16 protein-coding genes are annotated in these 18348 nt (G+C 63.0%); 9 read left to right on the top strand and 7 right to left on the bottom strand.

The features are described 5' to 3' along the window. The first annotated feature begins 74 nt into the window (after positions 1–74). On the top strand, positions 75–1460 hold the full coding sequence (locus tag ACFRFQ_RS20985; protein WP_378661734.1) for a class II 3-deoxy-7-phosphoheptulonate synthase: 1386 nt from the start codon (positions 75–77) through the stop codon (positions 1458–1460). 53 nt (positions 1461–1513) lie between these two features. On the opposite strand, the gene ACFRFQ_RS20990 is transcribed toward ACFRFQ_RS20985, so the two are convergent. Beyond that, positions 1514–3571, bottom strand: a complete 2058-nt coding sequence (locus tag ACFRFQ_RS20990; protein ID WP_378662469.1) for a PASTA domain-containing protein — start codon at positions 3569–3571, stop codon at positions 1514–1516. A 149-nt stretch (positions 3572–3720) separates the two neighbouring features. Here ACFRFQ_RS20990 and ACFRFQ_RS20995 point away from each other — a divergent pair, with 149 nt between their 5' ends. Continuing rightward, positions 3721–4089 carry an Rv2175c family DNA-binding protein gene (locus tag ACFRFQ_RS20995; protein WP_138869113.1) on the top strand — a complete coding sequence of 123 codons (369 nt, stop codon included), beginning with the start codon at positions 3721–3723 and terminating at the stop codon, positions 4087–4089. Positions 4090–4265: 176 nt separating this feature from the next. Here the strand turns inward: ACFRFQ_RS20995 and ACFRFQ_RS21000 are convergent, their stop codons facing one another. Both ACFRFQ_RS21000 and ACFRFQ_RS21005 read right to left on the bottom strand, forming a co-directional pair. Continuing rightward, positions 4266–5822 carry an alpha-(1->6)-mannopyranosyltransferase A gene (locus tag ACFRFQ_RS21000; RefSeq protein WP_378661738.1) on the bottom strand — a complete coding sequence of 519 codons (1557 nt, stop codon included), beginning with the start codon at positions 5820–5822 and terminating at the stop codon, positions 4266–4268. A gap of 257 nt (positions 5823–6079) precedes the next feature. Beyond that, positions 6080–7183: a polyprenyl synthetase family protein gene (locus tag ACFRFQ_RS21005; RefSeq protein WP_378662472.1), complete on the bottom strand. Its 1104-nt coding sequence runs from the start codon at positions 7181–7183 to the stop codon at positions 6080–6082. Between the two features lie 181 nt (positions 7184–7364). Here ACFRFQ_RS21005 and ACFRFQ_RS21010 point away from each other — a divergent pair, with 181 nt between their 5' ends. After that, entirely contained in the window at positions 7365–8354 is a 990-nt protein-coding gene (locus ACFRFQ_RS21010; protein WP_138869111.1) for a methylenetetrahydrofolate reductase, read from the top strand. A 24-nt stretch (positions 8355–8378) separates the two neighbouring features. Here ACFRFQ_RS21010 and ACFRFQ_RS21015 read toward each other — a convergent pair whose 3' ends face one another. Genes ACFRFQ_RS21015 through ACFRFQ_RS21030 form a run of 4 tightly spaced genes read right to left on the bottom strand, consistent with a single transcriptional unit; the run spans position 8379 to position 12150 of the window. Then, positions 8379–9122, bottom strand: coding sequence for an LppM family (lipo)protein (locus tag ACFRFQ_RS21015; protein WP_378661741.1), 744 nt, complete (start codon positions 9120–9122; stop codon positions 8379–8381). Positions 9123–9149: 27 nt separating this feature from the next. Further along, positions 9150–9971, bottom strand: a complete 822-nt coding sequence (locus ACFRFQ_RS21020) for a carotenoid biosynthesis protein (RefSeq protein WP_378661743.1) — start codon at positions 9969–9971, stop codon at positions 9150–9152. Continuing rightward, positions 9968–11557 carry a phytoene desaturase family protein gene (locus ACFRFQ_RS21025; RefSeq protein WP_378661746.1) on the bottom strand — a complete coding sequence of 530 codons (1590 nt, stop codon included), beginning with the start codon at positions 11555–11557 and terminating at the stop codon, positions 9968–9970. The genes ACFRFQ_RS21020 and ACFRFQ_RS21025 overlap by 4 nt, the downstream gene beginning before the upstream one ends. Beyond that, positions 11554–12150: a GNAT family N-acetyltransferase gene (locus ACFRFQ_RS21030; RefSeq protein WP_378661749.1), complete on the bottom strand. Its 597-nt coding sequence runs from the start codon at positions 12148–12150 to the stop codon at positions 11554–11556. The genes ACFRFQ_RS21025 and ACFRFQ_RS21030 overlap by 4 nt, the downstream gene beginning before the upstream one ends. A gap of 181 nt (positions 12151–12331) precedes the next feature. Between ACFRFQ_RS21030 and ACFRFQ_RS21035 the strand changes: the two genes are divergently transcribed. The 6 genes from ACFRFQ_RS21035 to ACFRFQ_RS21060 all read left to right on the top strand — a co-directional run bounded on the left by ACFRFQ_RS21035 (position 12332) and on the right by ACFRFQ_RS21060 (position 18315). Beyond that, positions 12332–12889 (top strand): SAV_6107 family HEPN domain-containing protein, encoded by a 558-nt coding sequence (locus tag ACFRFQ_RS21035; protein ID WP_378661752.1) that lies wholly within the window; start codon positions 12332–12334, stop codon positions 12887–12889. 239 nt (positions 12890–13128) lie between these two features. Further along, the gene (locus ACFRFQ_RS21040; RefSeq protein WP_378661755.1) at positions 13129–13572 is read left to right on the top strand and encodes a DUF3040 domain-containing protein; all 444 of its coding nucleotides are present in this window, start codon (positions 13129–13131) and stop codon (positions 13570–13572) included. 534 nt (positions 13573–14106) lie between these two features. Beyond that, positions 14107–14538: a division/cell wall cluster transcriptional repressor MraZ gene (gene mraZ, locus ACFRFQ_RS21045; RefSeq protein WP_033231007.1), complete on the top strand. Its 432-nt coding sequence runs from the start codon at positions 14107–14109 to the stop codon at positions 14536–14538. 158 nt (positions 14539–14696) lie between these two features. Further along, on the top strand, positions 14697–15710 hold the full coding sequence (gene rsmH, locus ACFRFQ_RS21050) for a 16S rRNA (cytosine(1402)-N(4))-methyltransferase RsmH (protein ID WP_378661759.1): 1014 nt from the start codon (positions 14697–14699) through the stop codon (positions 15708–15710). Then, positions 15707–16375: a hypothetical protein gene (locus ACFRFQ_RS21055; protein ID WP_378661762.1), complete on the top strand. Its 669-nt coding sequence runs from the start codon at positions 15707–15709 to the stop codon at positions 16373–16375. The genes rsmH and ACFRFQ_RS21055 overlap by 4 nt, the downstream gene beginning before the upstream one ends. Beyond that, the gene (locus ACFRFQ_RS21060) at positions 16372–18315 is read left to right on the top strand and encodes a peptidoglycan D,D-transpeptidase FtsI family protein (protein ID WP_378661764.1); all 1944 of its coding nucleotides are present in this window, start codon (positions 16372–16374) and stop codon (positions 18313–18315) included. Before ACFRFQ_RS21055 ends, ACFRFQ_RS21060 begins: the two co-directional genes overlap by 4 nt. Positions 18316–18348: the final 33 nt, after the last annotated feature.

Here is an 18348-nt window from a genome sequence, read left to right on the forward strand (position 1 = left end):
AGTCGGCTAGACAAGATCGTGCGCTAACGAGAGCCTGTGTGACGCGCGGGTAGGTAAGCGAATATCCTGTACTAGTGAACTGGACTGTCGACGTGCCGATCGACCGCTTGCCCGAACTTCCGCCGCTGCCCGCCGGACTGCGTCAGCAGCTCGACGAGGCCCTTGCGAAACCTGCCGCGCAGCAGCCTTCGTGGCCCGCTGATCAGGCGGCCGCGATGCGCACTGTCCTCGAAAGCGTGCCGCCGATCACTGTGGCAAGCGAAGTCGAGGCATTGTCGGATCGCCTTGCGCAGGTAGCGCGCGGCGAAGCCTTCCTGCTGCAGGGCGGCGACTGCGCCGAGACGTTTGCCGACAACACCGAGCCGCACATCAAGGGCAACATCCGCACTCTGCTGCAGATGGCTGTCGTCTTGACGTACGGGTCGTCCATGCCGGTGGTCAAGGTTGCACGTATTGCAGGTCAGTACGCCAAGCCCCGGTCTGCCGATATCGACTCGCTGGGCCTCAAGTCCTACCGCGGTGACATGGTCAACTCGATTGTCGCCGACGAGACCGTTCGCGCACACGATCCGTCACGTTTGGTACGGGCGTACGCAAATGCCAGTGCCGCGATGAACCTCGTTCGTGCGCTCACCGGTGCCGGTATGGCCGATCTGCACAAGGTCCACGACTGGAACCGCGAGTTCGTCGCAGCGTCTCCCGCAGGAGCCCGCTACGAGCAGCTCGCGTCGGAAATCGATCGTGGTCTGCAGTTCATGAATGCCTGCGGCGTCACCGATCCGAGCTTGCACCAGGCTCAGATCTTCGCGAGCCACGAAGCATTGGTCCTCGACTACGAGCGTGCGATGCTGCGTCTCGACAACGACAGTGATCATCCCAAGCTCTACGACCTCTCCGCTCACTTCCTGTGGATCGGCGACCGCACGCGTCAGCTGGACGGCGCCCACATCGCCTTTGCGGAATTGGTGTCCAACCCGATCGGCTTGAAGATCGGTCCCACGACAACTCCCGAGATGGCTGTCGAATACGTCGAGCGCCTCGACCCGACCAACAAGCCCGGTCGCCTGACGCTGATCTCGCGGATGGGCAACGGCAAGGTCCGTGACCTCCTGCCAGCGATCATCGAGAAGGTCCAGGCCACCGGCCATCAGGTCATCTGGCAGTGCGATCCCATGCACGGCAACACGCACGAGGCTTCCACCGGTTACAAGACGCGTCACTTCGATCGCATCGTCGACGAGGTGCAGGGATTCTTCGAGGTCCACAATGGTCTCGGCACCCACCCGGGCGGAATTCACGTCGAGTTGACCGGCGAGAACGTCACCGAGTGCCTCGGTGGTGCGCAGGATATTTCGGACGGTGACCTGTCGGGTCGTTACGAGACGGCCTGCGATCCCCGCCTGAACACTCAGCAGTCGCTGGAGCTTGCGTTCCTCGTTGCTGAAATGCTGCGTGGCTGACGCTTACCGGTTGTATCGAACGCCCTCACTCGCCGTGCGCGGGTGGGGGCGTTTTACGGAATCGCTACAACGGTGACGTTGGAGCCCTTCTCCACACGATCGTTCTTGTCGCTCTGACTGACAATCAGTGAGCTGTCGTTCTGAGTCAGTTGGCGAACGGTGAGGGTGAGACCGAGGCGGGTCAGTTCCTCGCGGGCCGACGCGACGCTACGGCCCAGCAGGTTGGGAACCTTCACGGAGTCGGACACGAGAAGTGCAACGGAAGTTCCGGCGTTGACCGACGAACCAGCAGCGGGGTCGGTGCCGATGACCTTGCCGCCGTCGACGCCGTCGTCGAAGGAAGATCGGGTTTCGCTGACGGTGATCCCCAGTTTGTCGAGAGCAGCGCGGGCGGCGTTCTCCGACATGCCTTTCACGTCGGGAACGTCAACGGGCGGTGATCCTTTGGAGGTGACAACTTTGACCGAAGAACCGACCGGCACTGTGGTTCCCGGGGCCGGGTCGAGAGCCGCGACACCACCGATGGGGATCTTGGAACTGAACGTCTCACCACCGTCGACGGCAACGAGGGTGCGCGCGGTGAGCTGATCTCGGGTGGCGTCGACGGCGCCGCCCGCTGGTATCGGCGGTACAGTCGGACGCCCGAGAGAGGTGAAGAGCACAACACTCGAACCGCGCGAAATCCGCGAGCCGGCCTCGGGATCGGTACCGGTCACAGTGTCGAGAACTTCGGTGTCCGAGTATGTTCCACGCACTTCTGACGACAGTCCGGCATCCTGAAGTGCTGTGACTGCCGCATCCTTGTTCAGCCCACCGATCTGCGGGACCGCAGTGAATCTGCCCGAGCCCATCCACCATCCGCCGAACCCCAGGGCAAGCGCAAGCAACGCGACGACAAGAAGCCAGATGAGAGTGGTTCGGCGAGAGCGTCGTCGGTCCTGCGAAAAGTGGTCGAGTGGATCGTCGTCGATCTCGGCCGAGTCGTCGTCCGCGTCAGCGACGGGCGGACGGACGGTTTGAGCGGTGACTGCGCGCGTGTGCTGAATTCCGTCCGGCGGCGCGTGCGGCGACAGAGCTGTTGTCGCGGGAGTGAGGGCAGTAGTCGGTGGAGCTTGTGCGCCGGCCGCAAAGGCCGTGGTGGAGGCGCCCATTGGTGCACCGGCGCCACCGATAACGGTGGTGGCCGGCGAACCCGGGGCTGCGGGGCGGGGTGTTGCGGGCCGCGGCTGGGGCGCCGGCGCTGCGGCGGCACTGTGATGCTGTGCCGATCGCCGCGGTGCGGGCACGCGATACGCAGGCAGTTCGAGTTGTTCGCACACGATGCGCAGGGCGGCTGCCATTTCACCTGCATCGGTAAACCGATGTGCAGGTTCACGATTGGTGGCCTGCGTGACAAGGCGGTCGAACTGCGCCGGTACGCCGGCGATCCGCGAACCCGGTGGCGGGACGTCGTCGTGAATTCGCTGGTACGCGATCGAGAGGGAGGTGTCTCCGGTGAAAGGTGTTGTACCGGTGAGGAGTTCGAACATGAGAACGCCGGTGGAGTAAACGTCGCTGCGAGGATCGGCCACTCCGGAGGTGACCTGCTCGGGGGAGAGGTAGGCGGCGGTGCCGAGAATGACGCTGTTGGACGTTGTGGTCGCGGCAGCAGCGGCGCGCACCAGGCCGAAATCGGCGATCTTCACTTCGCCCGTATCGGAGATCAGGATGTTCTCCGGTTTGACGTCGCGGTGCACCAACCCGGCCCGGTGTGCAACTGCCAATGCGTCGAGGACCGGTCCGACTACGGCGGCAACCGCGTGCGGCGGCATCGGGCCACGCTCGCGCAGCAACTCGCGCAAGGTGCCGCCGTCGACCAATTCCATGACGAGGAAGGCATGCCCGCGATCGCTGCCCTGGTCGTACACGGCAACCAGGGCCGGGTGCTTGAGGCGTGCGACGGCGCGTGCCTCGAACTCGAAACGTGTGAGAAAAGCGGGATCGGCGGCAAACTGCGGATCCATGACCTTGATAGCGACAGGCCGATCCAACCGTGTATCGAGACCTCGATACACGGTCGACATTCCGCCGCGTGCGATGGGCGCATCCACGCGATAGCGGCGTTCGAGCATTTCGCCGATCAACCCTTGACCTCCGTTGTGAAAATCTGTGATGCAGTAAAAATCTGTGGTCGCATCCGCCTCGTCCATCGTAGCCAGCGCTGCCGACTGAAAGTTCCACCCACGTGCCGGGCGACAGGCCGACCCGATAAACTTCCGTGGTGAGCGCGATTCCTTATTGTGATGATGTCCTGGATTCCTCGGTATCCCTTTTTCAGTTGGCCGATGTAGCGAAGAGCGTCAGATTGCCGGTCGCGAAAGTGCACCAGTTGCTCCGCGATCGCAAGATCATTGCAGTCAAGCGCAACGGGGTTCTCGGGGTTCCCGAGGAATTCTTCGACGAAGACGGCCAGATCGTGAAGTGGCTTCCCGGTTTGCTGGCAGTTCTGCATGACGGTGGATATTCCGACGTAGCGTCGCTGCGCTGGCTATTCCAGGCTGACGATTCCCTCCCGGGACGCCCCGTTGACGCTCTGCACGGTCATCTCGCCCGCGAGGTTATCCGCCGCGCACAGGCAATGGCTTTCTGAGTCTGGTCCAGAGCCTGGTGTGTAAGGTCGCCGACCGGACCGGTGCCGGTTCGGCGATACACAGGCGCGTGCGGGTGTGACTTACCGGGTGTTAATTACCGGAAGTGAATTACCGGAAGTGAATTACCGGAAGTGAATTACAGCGTGAGGCCGACAGCTCGTGAGAACAACCGAATTCACGATGCCGTCGAGGTCGCTTCTGCCTTGACTTTCTCCGGGCTGTGTCCGCGCAGGCGCAGTGGGTCTTCCGTCCGGAGCGACATTGCCGCGATGACGGAGGCGAGCGTTGCCAATGCGACGTGCGGAAACGAGTACATGCCGATCGATCCGTCCGGCTGGAAGATCAGCATGAGCCAACTGGACAGACCCACCAGAATTGCCAGAGTCGTCGGGGAGAGCGCAAAGCCGGCAGCAACAGCCAGCGGCCACGAGTAGTACCAGGGGAGCGCCGCCGGGGACAGGATCACGATGGCAACCATGACGATCACGATGCCCATCACGGCGTCGCGTTCGGTGGTGCGGAATCGCCACCAGACAACTGCGATGATTCCGATGAGAACGACTGCACTGACGGCTCGGGTGACCTCGAGTATGTCGTTGAAGTGATTGCCCGCGAACCACGACGTCGCGACGGTGGACAGGTGCGCGACGAGGGTCGGCAACGACAGCCAGTTGATGATCTTGTTGGAGCCGGAGAGCGCCGTCGTCCACCCGAGTCCGACGCCGGCAATCAACGACGTGGAACCGAGCACGACAACAAACATCGCAAATCCGCTACCGGCGGTGCGGATGAATGATCGGATCGGGTTCGGTGCTTCCGTTCCTCTCGCCGCGGCGTCCTCGCGTTCGTGAATCATCCAGATCCAGACCACGAACGGCAGAGCGACCCCGGCCGTTGCCTTGATGGCTACGGCAAAGGCGATCATGCCGATTCCGAACATGTGCTTGCGTTCGAGGGCGAGTGCGATTCCGGCGACCATCAGGCCGACCATCAACATCTCGTTGTGCACGCCGCCGATCAGGTGGATCAGGACGAGTGGATTGAGGACGGCGAGCCACAGGGCAATTGCGGGGTTTCCGCCGAGTTTGCGCGCGAGATGGGGGACACCCCACATCATCAACGCCAGGCCGGGCAGCATGGTGATGCGTAGCAACATCGTGCCGGCGATGACGTTGTCACCGGTCAGGCGAACAATGGCATCAGTCAGCAGCAGATGAACCGGACCGTACGGGGTTGTGGTGGTCGTCCAGACGTTGGAGACGTTGTCGAGCAGGATGCCGGGATTGACCACCGGTCCTACTTCGTACGGGTCGAAGCCGTCACGCAGCAGAGCGCCCTGCGCGAGGTACGAGAAAGCGTCACGACTGAACATCGGAACGGCGAAGAGCAGCGGGAACGTCCACAGCGGCACGATGAATCGCAACCCGCGCAACCCGACGTCACCTCGTAGTGCCGAGCGACCCAGTCGTGCCCAGGCGCCGATCATGCACAACACGCCGATCCAGACGATCGCTGCCGACAGAATCGAACCGTGCCCGAATCGGAGCCACGACAGATGCATCGACTCGAGCAACGGGTCCTCACGCCGGACGCTACCTGCGCCGAAGCCGCCGAACATGATCATGGCGGCACCGAGGAATCCGAGTAGAGCGCTGTGCCCTTCGGGTGTGCGAAGGAAATCAGCGGCCCTTCGATGCCACGCTGGTGTGGTGGCTGCGGCAGAGGGCGTCATGAGTGCAGTTTCCTCCCCCGAGGTGTTCGGATGCGGTGGCGCGTACGTGGTGAATTGCTGGCGAATAGTCGGTTACGAGGGGATAGTTTAGTTGCTCCCGGGGCCGAACCCTGCCGTCGACTCGTTTGCGCGCGCCGGTGACGCGTTCGGAGGTTGGTTGCATCGGCGGAAATACGGTCGGAACTCCGGCATCCGGGGTTGATGACGGCCGATTCGGCGTCCAACAGTGACGGATCACTCATCAATCGTCGATGCTGTCAGTACGTTCGCGACGTGGCTGCGAGGGCCATCTCGCTGAGCCGTGTCTTGGCCTCCAGGGTTGCACTGCTCGATTCCAGTGCGGCCGCCGCAGATTCGACCAGTGCGACGATGCGCGCTTCGGCGTCGTCCACCGCGCCGAGATCAGTGATCAGGGCGCGCAGCGTATCGACGTCGGAGTCGGTCAACTCCGCGCCGATACCGGATCGGAGTTGTTGCGCCGCAGCAGGATCGGTCTCATCGGCGCGAGCCAGCGCGGCGGCGAACAATGTTGTCCGCTTACCGGTGCGGAGGTCGTCGCCGGACGGCTTGCCGGTCACCGACGGATCGCCGAACACTCCGAGCAGGTCGTCCCGGAGTTGGAATGCAATACCGATGTCTGTGCCGAATTTCCGGTACGCGTCGATCAGTGCCGTGTCGGCTCCGAAGAGGGCAGCACCCAAGTGCAGCGGGCGCTCGATCGTGTACGCCGCGGTCTTGAACCGGTTCACGCGCATCGCTGCCTCGACGCTCTCGTCACCGCGAGCTTCGTTGCTGATGTCGAGGAACTGACCACCGAGTACTTCGGTGCGCATCGCCGACCACACGGGGCTGATCCGGATAGCGGCGTCAGCGCCGATGCCGGATTCACGGATCATGTCGTCGGCCCACGCGAGTGCCAGATCGCCGAGCAGAATTGCGACCGCCTCGCCGAAGTGAGCACCGTCGCCGTTCCAGTTGTCGGCGCGGTGCACGTTCTCGAACTCGACGTGCACGGTGGGGAATCCGCGGCGCGTCGTGGAAGCGTCGATGATGTCGTCATGCACCAGTGCGCACGCCTGGACCAGTTCGAGCGCTGTGCAGGCGCGCATGACTCCGGCGGCGTCGTCGCCGTGGGGGTCGCCGCCGGCGCCGAGCCAACCCGTCCACGCAAACGCCGGGCGCACCCGCTTGCCGCCGCGAAGGACAAAGTTCTCGAGAGTGTCGACGGCGTTTTCGTATCCGCCGCCGATGGTCTCCACTGCTTCGCGCCTCGAGGCAAAGAAGTCACGCAAGTTCTGTTCGAACAACGCCGGCAACTCGAGCGAGGACGGATAGGCGGCGTCGGTTCGCGTGGACAGGATGGCCTCCAAGGTCGGTAACTTCTCATACCGGCGAACAGGGCCAGGCAGTGAGCGTAGAGTCCAGCTTAGTGGGGTACCTACCGATGTCCGGTGTGGGCCGTGAACTGCACGATCCTGGTATCCGGGACGTGTTCACGGACGCGATGCTCCGTTCTGCTGCGACAAAACATATGCTTACCTCGTGACATTCGATGCAGTCAGGGGACGCTCCAGCGATGGCTGGGCCAGCCGAACACCATCGATCGTCGATCGGATCACATCTTCCACAGGGAGTCGGATTCCGTTCTCGGTCGAGTTCTCACCGCCGCGCGACGCTGAAGCCGAGGCGCGTCTGTGGCGTGCCGTTCGCACCTTCGAGAGGCTCGGTCCGGCATTTGTGTCGATGACCTACGGCGCCGGAGGTTCTACTCGCGACCGCACGGTGCGCGTAACCGGAGAACTGGCCGAAGAGACCACGTTGCTGCCCGTTGCACACCTCACCGCGGTGTCGCACAGCATCGACGAACTCCGATCCATGGTCGGCGCTTACGCCGATCGTGGGATCAGCAACATCCTCGTTCTGCGCGGTGACCCTCCAGGTGATCCTCTCGGTGAATGGAAGAAACATCCGGACGGCGTCGAGTACGCCGAGGAACTCGTCCGGATGGTCCGCGATCTCGGTGACTTCCACGTCGGCGTCGCGTCGTTCCCGGAAGGGCACTACCGAGCGCCTGACCTGGCCCACGACACGAAGTACCTCGTCTCGAAGCTGCGCGCGGGAGCCGAGTACTCCATCACGCAGATGTTCTTCGACGTCGACGACTACCTGCGTCTACGCGATCGGGTGAGCGCGTTCGACCCCGAGCAGGGCGCCAAGCCGATCATCCCGGAGATCATGCCGGTCACGTCACTGCGATCAGTGCGGCGCATGCTCGAACTGTCCGGATCTTCGTTGCCGCCCGCTCTCGAGCGCCGGTTCGACGCCGCCGCTGGTTCGGGCTCACAGGAGAACCGAGCAGCAGTGCGTGAACTCGGGATCGACCTCGCTACCGAAATGGGTGAGCGTCTGATCGCCGAAGGCGCTCCGTGCCTGCACTTCATCACGCTGAATTTCGCCCGAGCCACCAGCGAGGTTCTGGAACGTCTGGGACTGACGTCGGATGTGTCGACCGATACGCAGGCCAGCGTCTAGCGCCACCGACCGCACGCGCGGAACTTACGGTGAGTGCGTGTCGGCCTTTGTCGGTTGTGGACTCGTCGGTGCCGGCGAGACGGGTGCGCGATTGCGCACCATCCAGGCCATCGCGCCGACGATTATCGCGACACCGAGCGTGAGGCCGGCCATGATCCCGGCCCAGCCTGCGAAACTGCGGGTGCTCGGATCGGCGTAGTTCACTTCTGCGCGAACAGTGGATACCTCGCCGGCGGGCAGCGTCCACGAGACCCGCGAGTCGCCGTCGCGGTTGCCGTTTGTCGTGGAGATGCGTGCCGGGAAGGCAATGCTGAATTGGATGTCGGATCCCTGGGCAGGCAGGGATTTGAGGTCGGCCTTTCCGTCCAGCGCGACGGTGTCACCGCTGCGCTGAAGTGTGAGTTGGAAGGAACCGGCGCCTTCGTCCGTCATCGCGGCCAGTTGCGAGACGTCGCCGAAGCTGAGATCCCAGAAGAACACCTGTGAACCGACGTAGCCGTCCTTCTTGTATTCCTGAACCCGGATGTTCTCCGCGAGCGATGTAGGCGGTACCAGTTGCGGCCCGGGATCGGCTTCGTTCTCCGGAATCACGGCCGCGACGATCTGTCCTGACACCCGATCATCGGCCGAGACGCCCATCGAGACCTGGACCCGTAGGCAGCCAGCGAGCAGCGGCACCAGCATCAGCGCGAGCGCTGTCGTGGCAAGGAGTTGCTTCCGACGTCGCGGCCGCGTGGTGTCATCCGTGGACTGTTGCACAGTCGTCATCGTGCCAGCCGCTGCATCGGTAGTCAGCTACGAGGGGGTGTGTCGGCGTGGGAAGTCCGATACCGGGCGAGTGCGACGGGCGAAGGTGGCCAGTAGCCAGACACCGAGAATGCCCATCACGACAAACCCGTACATCGCCGAGTAGCGCAGCTCTGGTGCACTGAGGAAGACCGCATGCGCGAGGGCAGAACCGAGCCACGTCCACAGAAACAGCCCGTAGGGAACGGCGTCGGAAAGCGTCGGCTTTTCGTATCGACTCGCGATCACCTCCATGATCGTGGCCATGATCAGACCGACCACGATCCACCCCGCGTAGTTGGTCAACGGAATGTGTGCGATGCCGGCAAGTCCGGCGTCGTCGACGCACCACGTCCACTGACGATCGGCCACCATCTGCGGATCGAGATAGAGATCCCAGCCGAGCAACCCGGTGACCGTGAGCACGACGCGACCCACTCGTCGCGAGGCCGGCGTGAATCGTCGAACCAGGCGAGTGGCGACACACCAGATCGGATAGAAGCCGGCAGTCCAGGCGAAGGGCACGATCAGCGGGACACCGGACAACGCGGGCCCGAGTCGATCGACGCTGTACCCGTAACAGCCGTACGGCATTCCTGTGGCCGTGCCCACAATCTCCGACGCCAGCCCGACTCCCGCGGTGACCGCGATCAGGCTGACGGTCCAGGCCGCGCCGCGGTTGATCGCCGCGTGGCTGATCGACGCGGCGGCCAGTAACCCCACGACGGCGACGGTGACGGCATCGCGAGAGCCGCCGTCCACCAACGGATACACAATCTGAGCGCCGAGCGCCGCCAACGCAAGAAGCAGCGGAACACGTTGAGGTCTCACTTCTTTCGACGTATCCGGCTGATGATCGAATTTCCGCGGCGGTCGGAGAGTGCGATACGCGCCGCGCTCCGACCACTCGCTCCGGACACACCACCACCGGGGTGCGTCGACGCACCGGTGAGGTAGAGGCTCTCCGCGCCGGGCACACGATGTGCAGACAACTCGGGCAGGGGGCGCCACATCATCATCTGATCGAGGGACATCTCGACGTGCATGACGTTGCCCCCGATCAACCCCATCTCGGACTCGATGTCGCGCGGAGTCTGGATGTGCCGGTGGCGGATGCTGTCGGTGAAACCGGGGGCAGACGCCTCCATCTCGGCGACAACGCGATCGGCTTCGGACTCCGCGAGCGATGCCCAGTCACGATCTCCGCTCAACCGATACGGCTGCCACTGCGACCACAACGTCACTTGATGCTCGTCCGGCGGAGCGATACTCGGATCGATCCCGCTGAAACTCATACCGAGAACCGCGGGCCGCGGGGGAAGCTCGCCGCCGAGCGCTGCTCCGTGAGCAGTCCGTAGGTGCGCGCGATCGGACACCAGTAGTTGCAGACCCGATGTGCTCTCGGTCATCGACGCCGACGGGTACCGCGGAAGCGACGACGTTGCCAATCGCAGGACCATGCCGATTCCCGGACCGACGCGGATTCTCCGGCGCCACCGATCCAGGACGGCTGCGTCGAAGCCGCCGTTGCCGAGCAGGTCCAGCGTTGTCAGGATGTGGCAGCCGGCGATGACGGTGCGGGCCTGAACCCGTTGTCCACCGGCCGTTCTCACAGTCCAGTGATCGCCGTCGCGAGTCAGCGACGTGACCGCGTCGCCGAGGCTCACGGTCGCTCCGTCCGTCGTCAGCCTCGAGATGAGCGCGGCGCTGAGTGCGCCGCTGCCACCGACGGCGCGTCCCGGCGGAAGAATGTGCATGAGTGCGGCAAAGCCGACCATCGGCGCGGTGCCCGGCTCAGACATCGGCGGCCCCGATTGCGCTCCGAACCACGCCAGCGCGGCTTTGAGCGGTTCGCCGTCGAAGTATTCGTCCAGGAGCGCGTCGCCGGTTGCGAGGAACTGGCGCGCAAGATCGCTACCGCCGCTCCCCGTGTCGAGGCCCCAGAACGACGACAGCAGATTAGGTCCGGTGGGCGGGGCGGAAAACGCGCGCATCACCCGAGCGCTGCGCTCCGACCAGATGTTCACGAACCTGCGATAGGCGTCGGCATCGCGTGCGCCACAGGCGTGTTCGATCGATCGGCAGGTGGCGTCGAGGTCGCGGTGAAAAACGATTCCCGGGTGATCGGAACCAGCCGGCGGTGGCGCGTACGCCCAGGGATCGCAATCGATGTACCGAAGTCCGTGGGCCGCAAGCCCGAGTTCCTCGATGATTCCGGTATGCCGAATCATGATGTGCGCCGACGAACCGCGGTCGACTTTGTGTCCAGGAAATCGCTCGACGGTCGAGACGGCACCGCCGGGGACGGTGTCCTTCTCGAGGACCTGCACCGACCAGCCTTCGCGCGCGAGGTAGGCAGCTGAAACCAATGCGTTGTGTCCTGCGCCGACTACCACTGCGTCGAGAACGGGTGTCATAACGGCAATCCCCGCCCGAGTACCGCAAACGGTCTGTTGTCTCCCGCGAAGCGGAATCGCCTGAGTACGTCCTGGAATCCCAGTCGCCGGTACAGCCGCCACGCGCGGTTGTCCTCGTCGTACACCTCGGGTGTGGACAGGAGAACGGAGCGCTCCGTCCGATCACGCAAGAGGTGACAAAGCAGGGATTCACCCAGTCGATGGCCCTGGCCGTTCGGATGGACGTGCAACTCGGTCAGTTCGAAGTAGTCGTCGAGAATGGCGGAGATCTCGGAGTGCGGTCTGCCGCTGCGGCGCAACCCGTGCAAGACCTGCTGGTGCCACCACTGATCCGAACTTCCGCGATAGCCGTAGGCGATTCCGATCAGGGGCGAAGCGGTGTCTGCCTGCCCTGCGTATGCGCCGACGGCTTTCCATCCCGGTCTGGTCGAATGCTCCGTCCACATGGGCGCGCGGTGGAACTCGGTGCCACGTGGATAGTCCATCGCGGTGACATACACGGACAAAGCCTCGTGTAGTCGTTTCGCGAATTCCTCGCGGTCGAGGTCGACCGTGTGCGGAGTCCAGGCGATCTGCGGGTCGACCGGTCTCACCTCTTCTCTTGACTACTTGTCGGTGGGTGCAGTTATATTGAATAGGTCGAACGGATGTTCGATAAGGGTGATCTGGAAATGACACTCGAGGTGGGGATGCCCGAAGGGAAGCGGGCATCCCCACCGCACCAGATTTCTATCCTTGTGAATGCAATCCCCTTTGGCGCGGGAGGTGCCCCGGATGTCCGACCGAGCGAAGTCCGAAAGAACACCGAAGTCCGAAAGGCTGCTGCCGGCGGAACTGGCGTGCCCCTCGCGGTCGGCGCTGTCGCGGCTCCCGGAATCAGCGAAAATGCCGGAGCGAGTAGTGCGGTCGTCTACCGCTGCGTGTGCCGGAACTGGGTCCGCAGGCGGACTCGCCTGGAATCTGTTGGGGAAAGCCGATTCTTTGTTGGCGGAGTCGGTCGGAGCCGGCGATGCGTCTGAACGCTTTCGGTGCGCCTATCTGGCAGCGTTGCGTGGGGCCGGCGCAGTTCTGGCAGTAGGAGCGACGGGAAGTGGCCGCCGGAAGAAGAGTGGGAACGCATGGATCCGTTTGGATGCCGACGCACCCACCTTCGGAGCCTGGTCGAGTTACTTTGCCGGCTGGTCGAATACCCGGGCGGCGGTCGAGACCGGCATACAGGTGGACCTCAGCGACGCTGATGCCGATGGATTTTCCGTCGAGGTAGGCAGATTTCTGACCGCGGTCGAAGATTTTGTCGGCCAGGCTCATCGAATCGATCTGAGAGCTTCCTGAATTTTTCTGGTGTCGCGGATGACCGATTTCACTGAAATTGCAGGTTCTTACGGCCTGATGGGAGCTGATTTACGGTTCGGCCGGGCAAATACGTACGCTTGTGGCAGAACTCGTACCCAGAGTGGTGGTCCGCGACCTAAACTCCTCGTAGTATAAAAAGCAGGTAGTCGTTCAGGTTGACTACCCGCCACCTCACACCGTGGGGTGGTTGCCTAACTTCCAGTGCCGGGGGAGGTACCGTGCCACTCTCCGAGCACGAGCAGCGCATGCTCGATCAGATCGAGAGCGCTCTCTATGCCGAAGACCCCAAGTTCGCCTCTAATGTGAGGGGCGGCCGTATGAGGGCGCCGTCGAGTAGACGGCGTTTTCAAGCTGCGGCGCTCTTTGTCGTGGGCTTGATCCTGTTGATTGCAGGCCTTCAAGTCCTCAAACTGGGCTCGTTTCCGATTCTCAGCTTGGTCGGGTTCCTGTGTATGTTCGGCGCCGGCGTCATGCTCTTGTGGGGCGGCGGCCGACGGACAGGGACACCAACTGCGGACGGCGCTCAGGGCGGTGAACACCAGTCCGGGCCCCCGGGCGAGGGTGGGTCGAGCGGCCGAGGGCATTCACGCGGTCGGCGGTCAGGTGGAGGATTCTCTTCCCGTATGGAAGATCGTTTCCGTCGCCGGTTCGAGCAGGACTAGCTCTGTCGCAAGTCGATGACCTCGTCGGCCCAGGCTGGCGAGTGGGTCATGGTGGTCAATTTCACCTGATGTGATTCCGCCTGCGGGGGACTGGTCGTGCGCCTCCGCAAGCCACTTAATTTGCGAAAACATGACGGTCGGCAACCACAGGTTGCCGGCCGTCTGTCGCGTAAGAGGGGGACGATGGTCCTCCCCACTTTCCTCCCCTGCTATAGGCAGTTCTGGTATCGCGACGGGTGCTGTAGGGCTGAGGCAGTCGAACCAGTTCGTTGAGCTGGACTTTTAGGTCGAATGTGGGCGTATGTGGCGCGGAACGGACCCTGCCGACCCTGGGTGTCGGGACACCCCTGACGAAAATTCCCCATCTTTCCCCACCTGCTTTGAGCTGCTAATACTCAGCAAATCAGCCCGGTTAGTGCCCGATAGCTCCTTGTGTGTGGGGGAAAGTGGGGTACTGTGGGTGCGGGCGGAGAGCTTGAAGCCGTATTTCGCCCAATTGGGAGGGTTTCGGCAAAAGCTCGCAGGAGGTGTCGAGTGTTTCTCGGAACCTTCACGCCGAAGCTCGACGATAAAGGCCGGCTCACCTTGCCGGCCAAGTTCCGAGAAGAGTTGTCAGGAGGGTTGATGATCACCAAGAGTCAGGATCACAGCCTTGCTGTCTACCCGCGGGACGAGTTCGTCAAGCTGGCTCGTAAAGCAGCGGCAGCTCCACGTAATGATCCGGCCGCACGAGCGTATGTTCGCGCTCTCGCAGCCGGCACGGATGAACAGCACGCCGATGCCCAGGGGCGAATCACCCTCTCGGCTGATCATCGGCGTTACGCAAACCTTTCCAAGGAATGCGTAGTGACCGGGTCTGTCGACTACCTCGAAATCTGGGATCTAGAAGCCTGGGAGAGGTATCTCGGAGACAACGAAGAGGACTATTCCCAAGCAATTGGCGAATCTCTCAGCGAGATCGTCTAGGCGGATAGTTTGTGGCGAATGCCACGAGGCCTCTGCCCGGAAAGACCCTGACGCACTTCCCCAGCGCCAGGTTCTCCTTCGGGCAGGGACCTCGGAGCATTCGCCCGTTCGAGCAGTCATTCTTCATCGGAATCATGAAAGTAGGAGCCGGAGCACACATGGTTGATCGCGAGGTGAACGAACCCTCGGACACCGACGGCTTCGCGCACGTTCCTGTTCTTCTGCATCGCGCAGATGATCTCCTCGGTCCCGCTATCACCGCGGTCGGTGACGGCGGCGACGGCGCTGTCATGATCGACGCGACCCTCGGCCTGGGTGGGCATTCCGAGTTCTTCCTCGGGAAGTACCCGGGACTGCACCTCATCGGTCTCGATCGCGACACCAATGCGCTGACGATCGCGTCGGAGCGTCTTGCGCCGTTCGCTGATCGAACGACTTTCGTGCACACCACCTATGACGGCATCGAAGATGCCCTCGAACAGGCTGGCCTACCGACGACGGAGTCGGTTCACGCCATTCTCTTCGACCTCGGTGTTTCTTCCATGCAGTTGGATGAAGCCGATCGCGGTTTTGCGTATTCGATCGACGCACCGTTGGACATGCGGATGGATCAGACCGTCGGGCTTACCGCCGCCGAGGTTCTCAATACATACAGTCACGGCGATCTCGCTCGAATCCTGAGCACGTACGGCGAAGAGCGTTTTGCAGGCAAGATTGCGTCCGAGATACTTCGGCAACGCGAGAGGGAGCCGTTCACCACCAGCGCTGCTCTGGTCGAACTGTTGTATCGGACCATTCCTGCGGCCACCCGTCGCACCGGCGGGCATCCGGCCAAGCGCACGTTCCAGGCTCTGCGGATCGAGGTCAACGCCGAATTGGATTCCTTGCGTGCCGCGGTGCCCGCAGGATTGGACGCACTCGCAGTTGGCGGCCGCGTCGTCTTCATGTCGTACCAATCGCTTGAGGATCGAGTTGTCAAGGCGGAGTTGGTCCCTCGCTCCAAGTCGACCAGTCCCGAGGGGCTTCCCGTCGAGCTACCCGGCATGGGGCCGGAGTTCAAGATCCTCACCCGTGGCGCAGAGCGAGCTTCGGAGCAGGAAATCGAGGAAAACCCACGAGCAGCTCCGGTGCGCTTGCGTGCCGCTGAACGCATTGCCAGGAGGCGGGCATGACGAAGCAGAGCACCACGGGGGACGAATCCTCGCTGAAGCGCCGTTCAGGTGCGGCGCAGCGTGCCTACGAAAAGCGCACTGCCCGGGCGCTCGGGCACGGTTCGACGGTTTCCGGTGGCACAGCTCTCTCCCGTAGCGGCGAGTTCAAGGCACGAATTCCGTTTGTGGTCTCCATCATCGGGTTGTTCTCGATCGGTTTGGCCGTGACGTTGCTCCTGACGACCCGGTCTGCCGAGGACTCCTATCAACTCAGCGATGCCCGCGCTTTCAATCAGTCGTTGGTGGAGCAGAAGGCTGCCCTGGAGCGAGATTTCCAGTCGCGTAATTCCGCACCCGAGCTTGCCAATCAGGCGAGTGCGCTCGGCATGGTTCCGGCGAAGGATCCGGCTCGCCTTGTAGTACACCCGGACGGCAGTGTCGAGGTCGTGGGTACACCCGCGCCCGCGAGTGCCGAACCGTTGCCGCCGCTCGACGCACCGGTCGTGGTATCGCCGCCCAGAGTGACAACAACCACGCCTACGGCGCCCCCGGTGGCCGGGACTACAACGCCGGCTCCACTCAACCCGCAAAACCTCGCTCGGAGTGAGCAATTGATTCCCGTCACGTCCGCTCCGCCGTCCCCGACCACGACGGTGGTGCCGTCCCCGACTGAGGACCGTCGGTGAATCGCGATCCGCACTACGACGCGCGGCGCCGAGATCCTCAGTACGACGCGCCTCGGCGAGATCCACGTCGTAAACCCGCCGCGGCGAGGGGGAAGAAGGGTTCTCGCGGATCGAAGTCCGCGACCTTCCCGTTTCGTCAGCGTGTAGGTCGGTGGACGATGTGTGGGGCGCTTGCCGTTGCGGCGCTGCAGTTGTTGTGGATTCAAGGCGTTGACGCTCCGAGTCTGGCTGCGGAGTCGGCTAATCAGCGTACGACTACTCAGATCGACCCGGCGGTTCGGGGATCGATCACGGATCGGAACGGCACCACGCTCGCATTCACGATGGAAGCGAAGGCGCTGACATTCCAGCCGAAAGCCGTTCGCAAAGAGCTGGAAGAAGCCCGGACCAAGAGCATCGAAGCGGGTGTGGAACCAGATCAGCAGCCACCCGAGGTGTCGACGCGGCTCGCCGAGATCGCGGCCGGGGTCCACTCCAAGCTGGGTGATGCCGCTCCGGAAAAAGACATTCTTGCGAAGTTGAACAGCGAGGAGACCTTTGTCTATCTGGCGCGGAGCGTCGATCCGGCTGTGGCAGCTGAGATTTCGGACAGCTTCCGTGAGGTCGGCCTCGAACGCCAGGATATTCGTGAGTATCCGGGTGGGTCTCTCGCGGCAAATATGGTCGGTGCAACCGGGTGGGACGGGCACGGACTTCTCGGTCTCGAGGATTCGATGGACTCGACCCTTGCCGGTATCGACGGTTCCCAGACTTACGACCGAGGCAGCGACGGCGCGGTGATTCCGGGTAGTTGGCGCGACAAGCAGCCTGCCGTCAACGGCTCGGGAGTTCAGCTCACTATTGATTCCGATCTCCAGTTCTTCGTGCAGCAGCAGGTACAGATCGCCAAGGACAAGTCGGGTGCGAAGAACGCGTCGGTAGTCGTCCAGGACGTTGCGACCGGTCAGATTCTGGCCATGGCCAACGACAACACGTTCAACCCCGGAATCGGCCTCGAAAACAATCTGCGGTCGGTCGAGACCGGCAATCTGTCGGTCACGAGCCCGTTCGAGCCCGGCTCCGTGAACAAGATCATCACGGCGGCGGCCGCCATCGAGGACGGCCTGACCACAGCGGACGAGGTTCTGCAGGTTCCTGGCAGCATCACGATGTCGGGGGCGACGGTCAAGGACGCGTGGGATCACGGCGTAGTTCCTTATACCTCCACCGGCGTGTTCGGTAAGTCGTCCAATGTCGGGACTCTGATGCTCGCGGAGCGGGTCGGCGAGGATCGCTTTGCGGAGATGCTCGACAAGTTCGGTTTGGGCCAGCGCACCGAGGTCGGACTTCCCGACGAGAGCGCAGGCATCGTGCCCAGCCGTGACCAGTGGTCTGGCGGCACGTTCGCCAACTTGCCGATCGGTCAGGGCTTGTCCATGACTTTGCTGCAAATGACGGGCATGTACCAGGCGATTGCCAACGACGGTGTGCGCATCCCGCCGCGGATCGTCAAATCCACCGTGAACTCGTCGGGGGAGCAAACGGAGGCCTCGCAGCCTGACGGCATCGAAGTGGTGAGCCCGGAAACGGCGGCGACGGTGCGGGACATGTTCCGTTCGGTCACGCAGGACGACACCGGAAATCAGCGCGGCACCGGTGTGGCCGCGGGGGTCGAGGGCTATCAGGTCAGTGGCAAGACCGGTACGGCGCAGCAGATCGATCCGGTTTGCAAGTGCTATTCCAACTCCAACTACTGGATCACGTTTGCGGGTATCGCACCGGCCGACAACCCTCGGTTCGTGATCGGAATCATGCTGGATGCACCTGTTCGCGGTGTCGATGGTGGCGGCGGGCAATCGGCCGCTCCGTTGTTCCACAACATTGCGTCGTGGATGTTGCAGCGTGACAGCGTGCCGATGTCGCCGGATCCGGGTCGTAAGTTGGTGCTGCAGGCAGACTGATCGAGCGGATCGCGATTCACGGTTTTGTCACGG

Origin of the sequence: Rhodococcus sp. NPDC056743 (assembly GCF_042790355.1) — a bacterium.
Taxonomy (GTDB): domain Bacteria; phylum Actinomycetota; class Actinomycetes; order Mycobacteriales; family Mycobacteriaceae; genus Rhodococcus_F.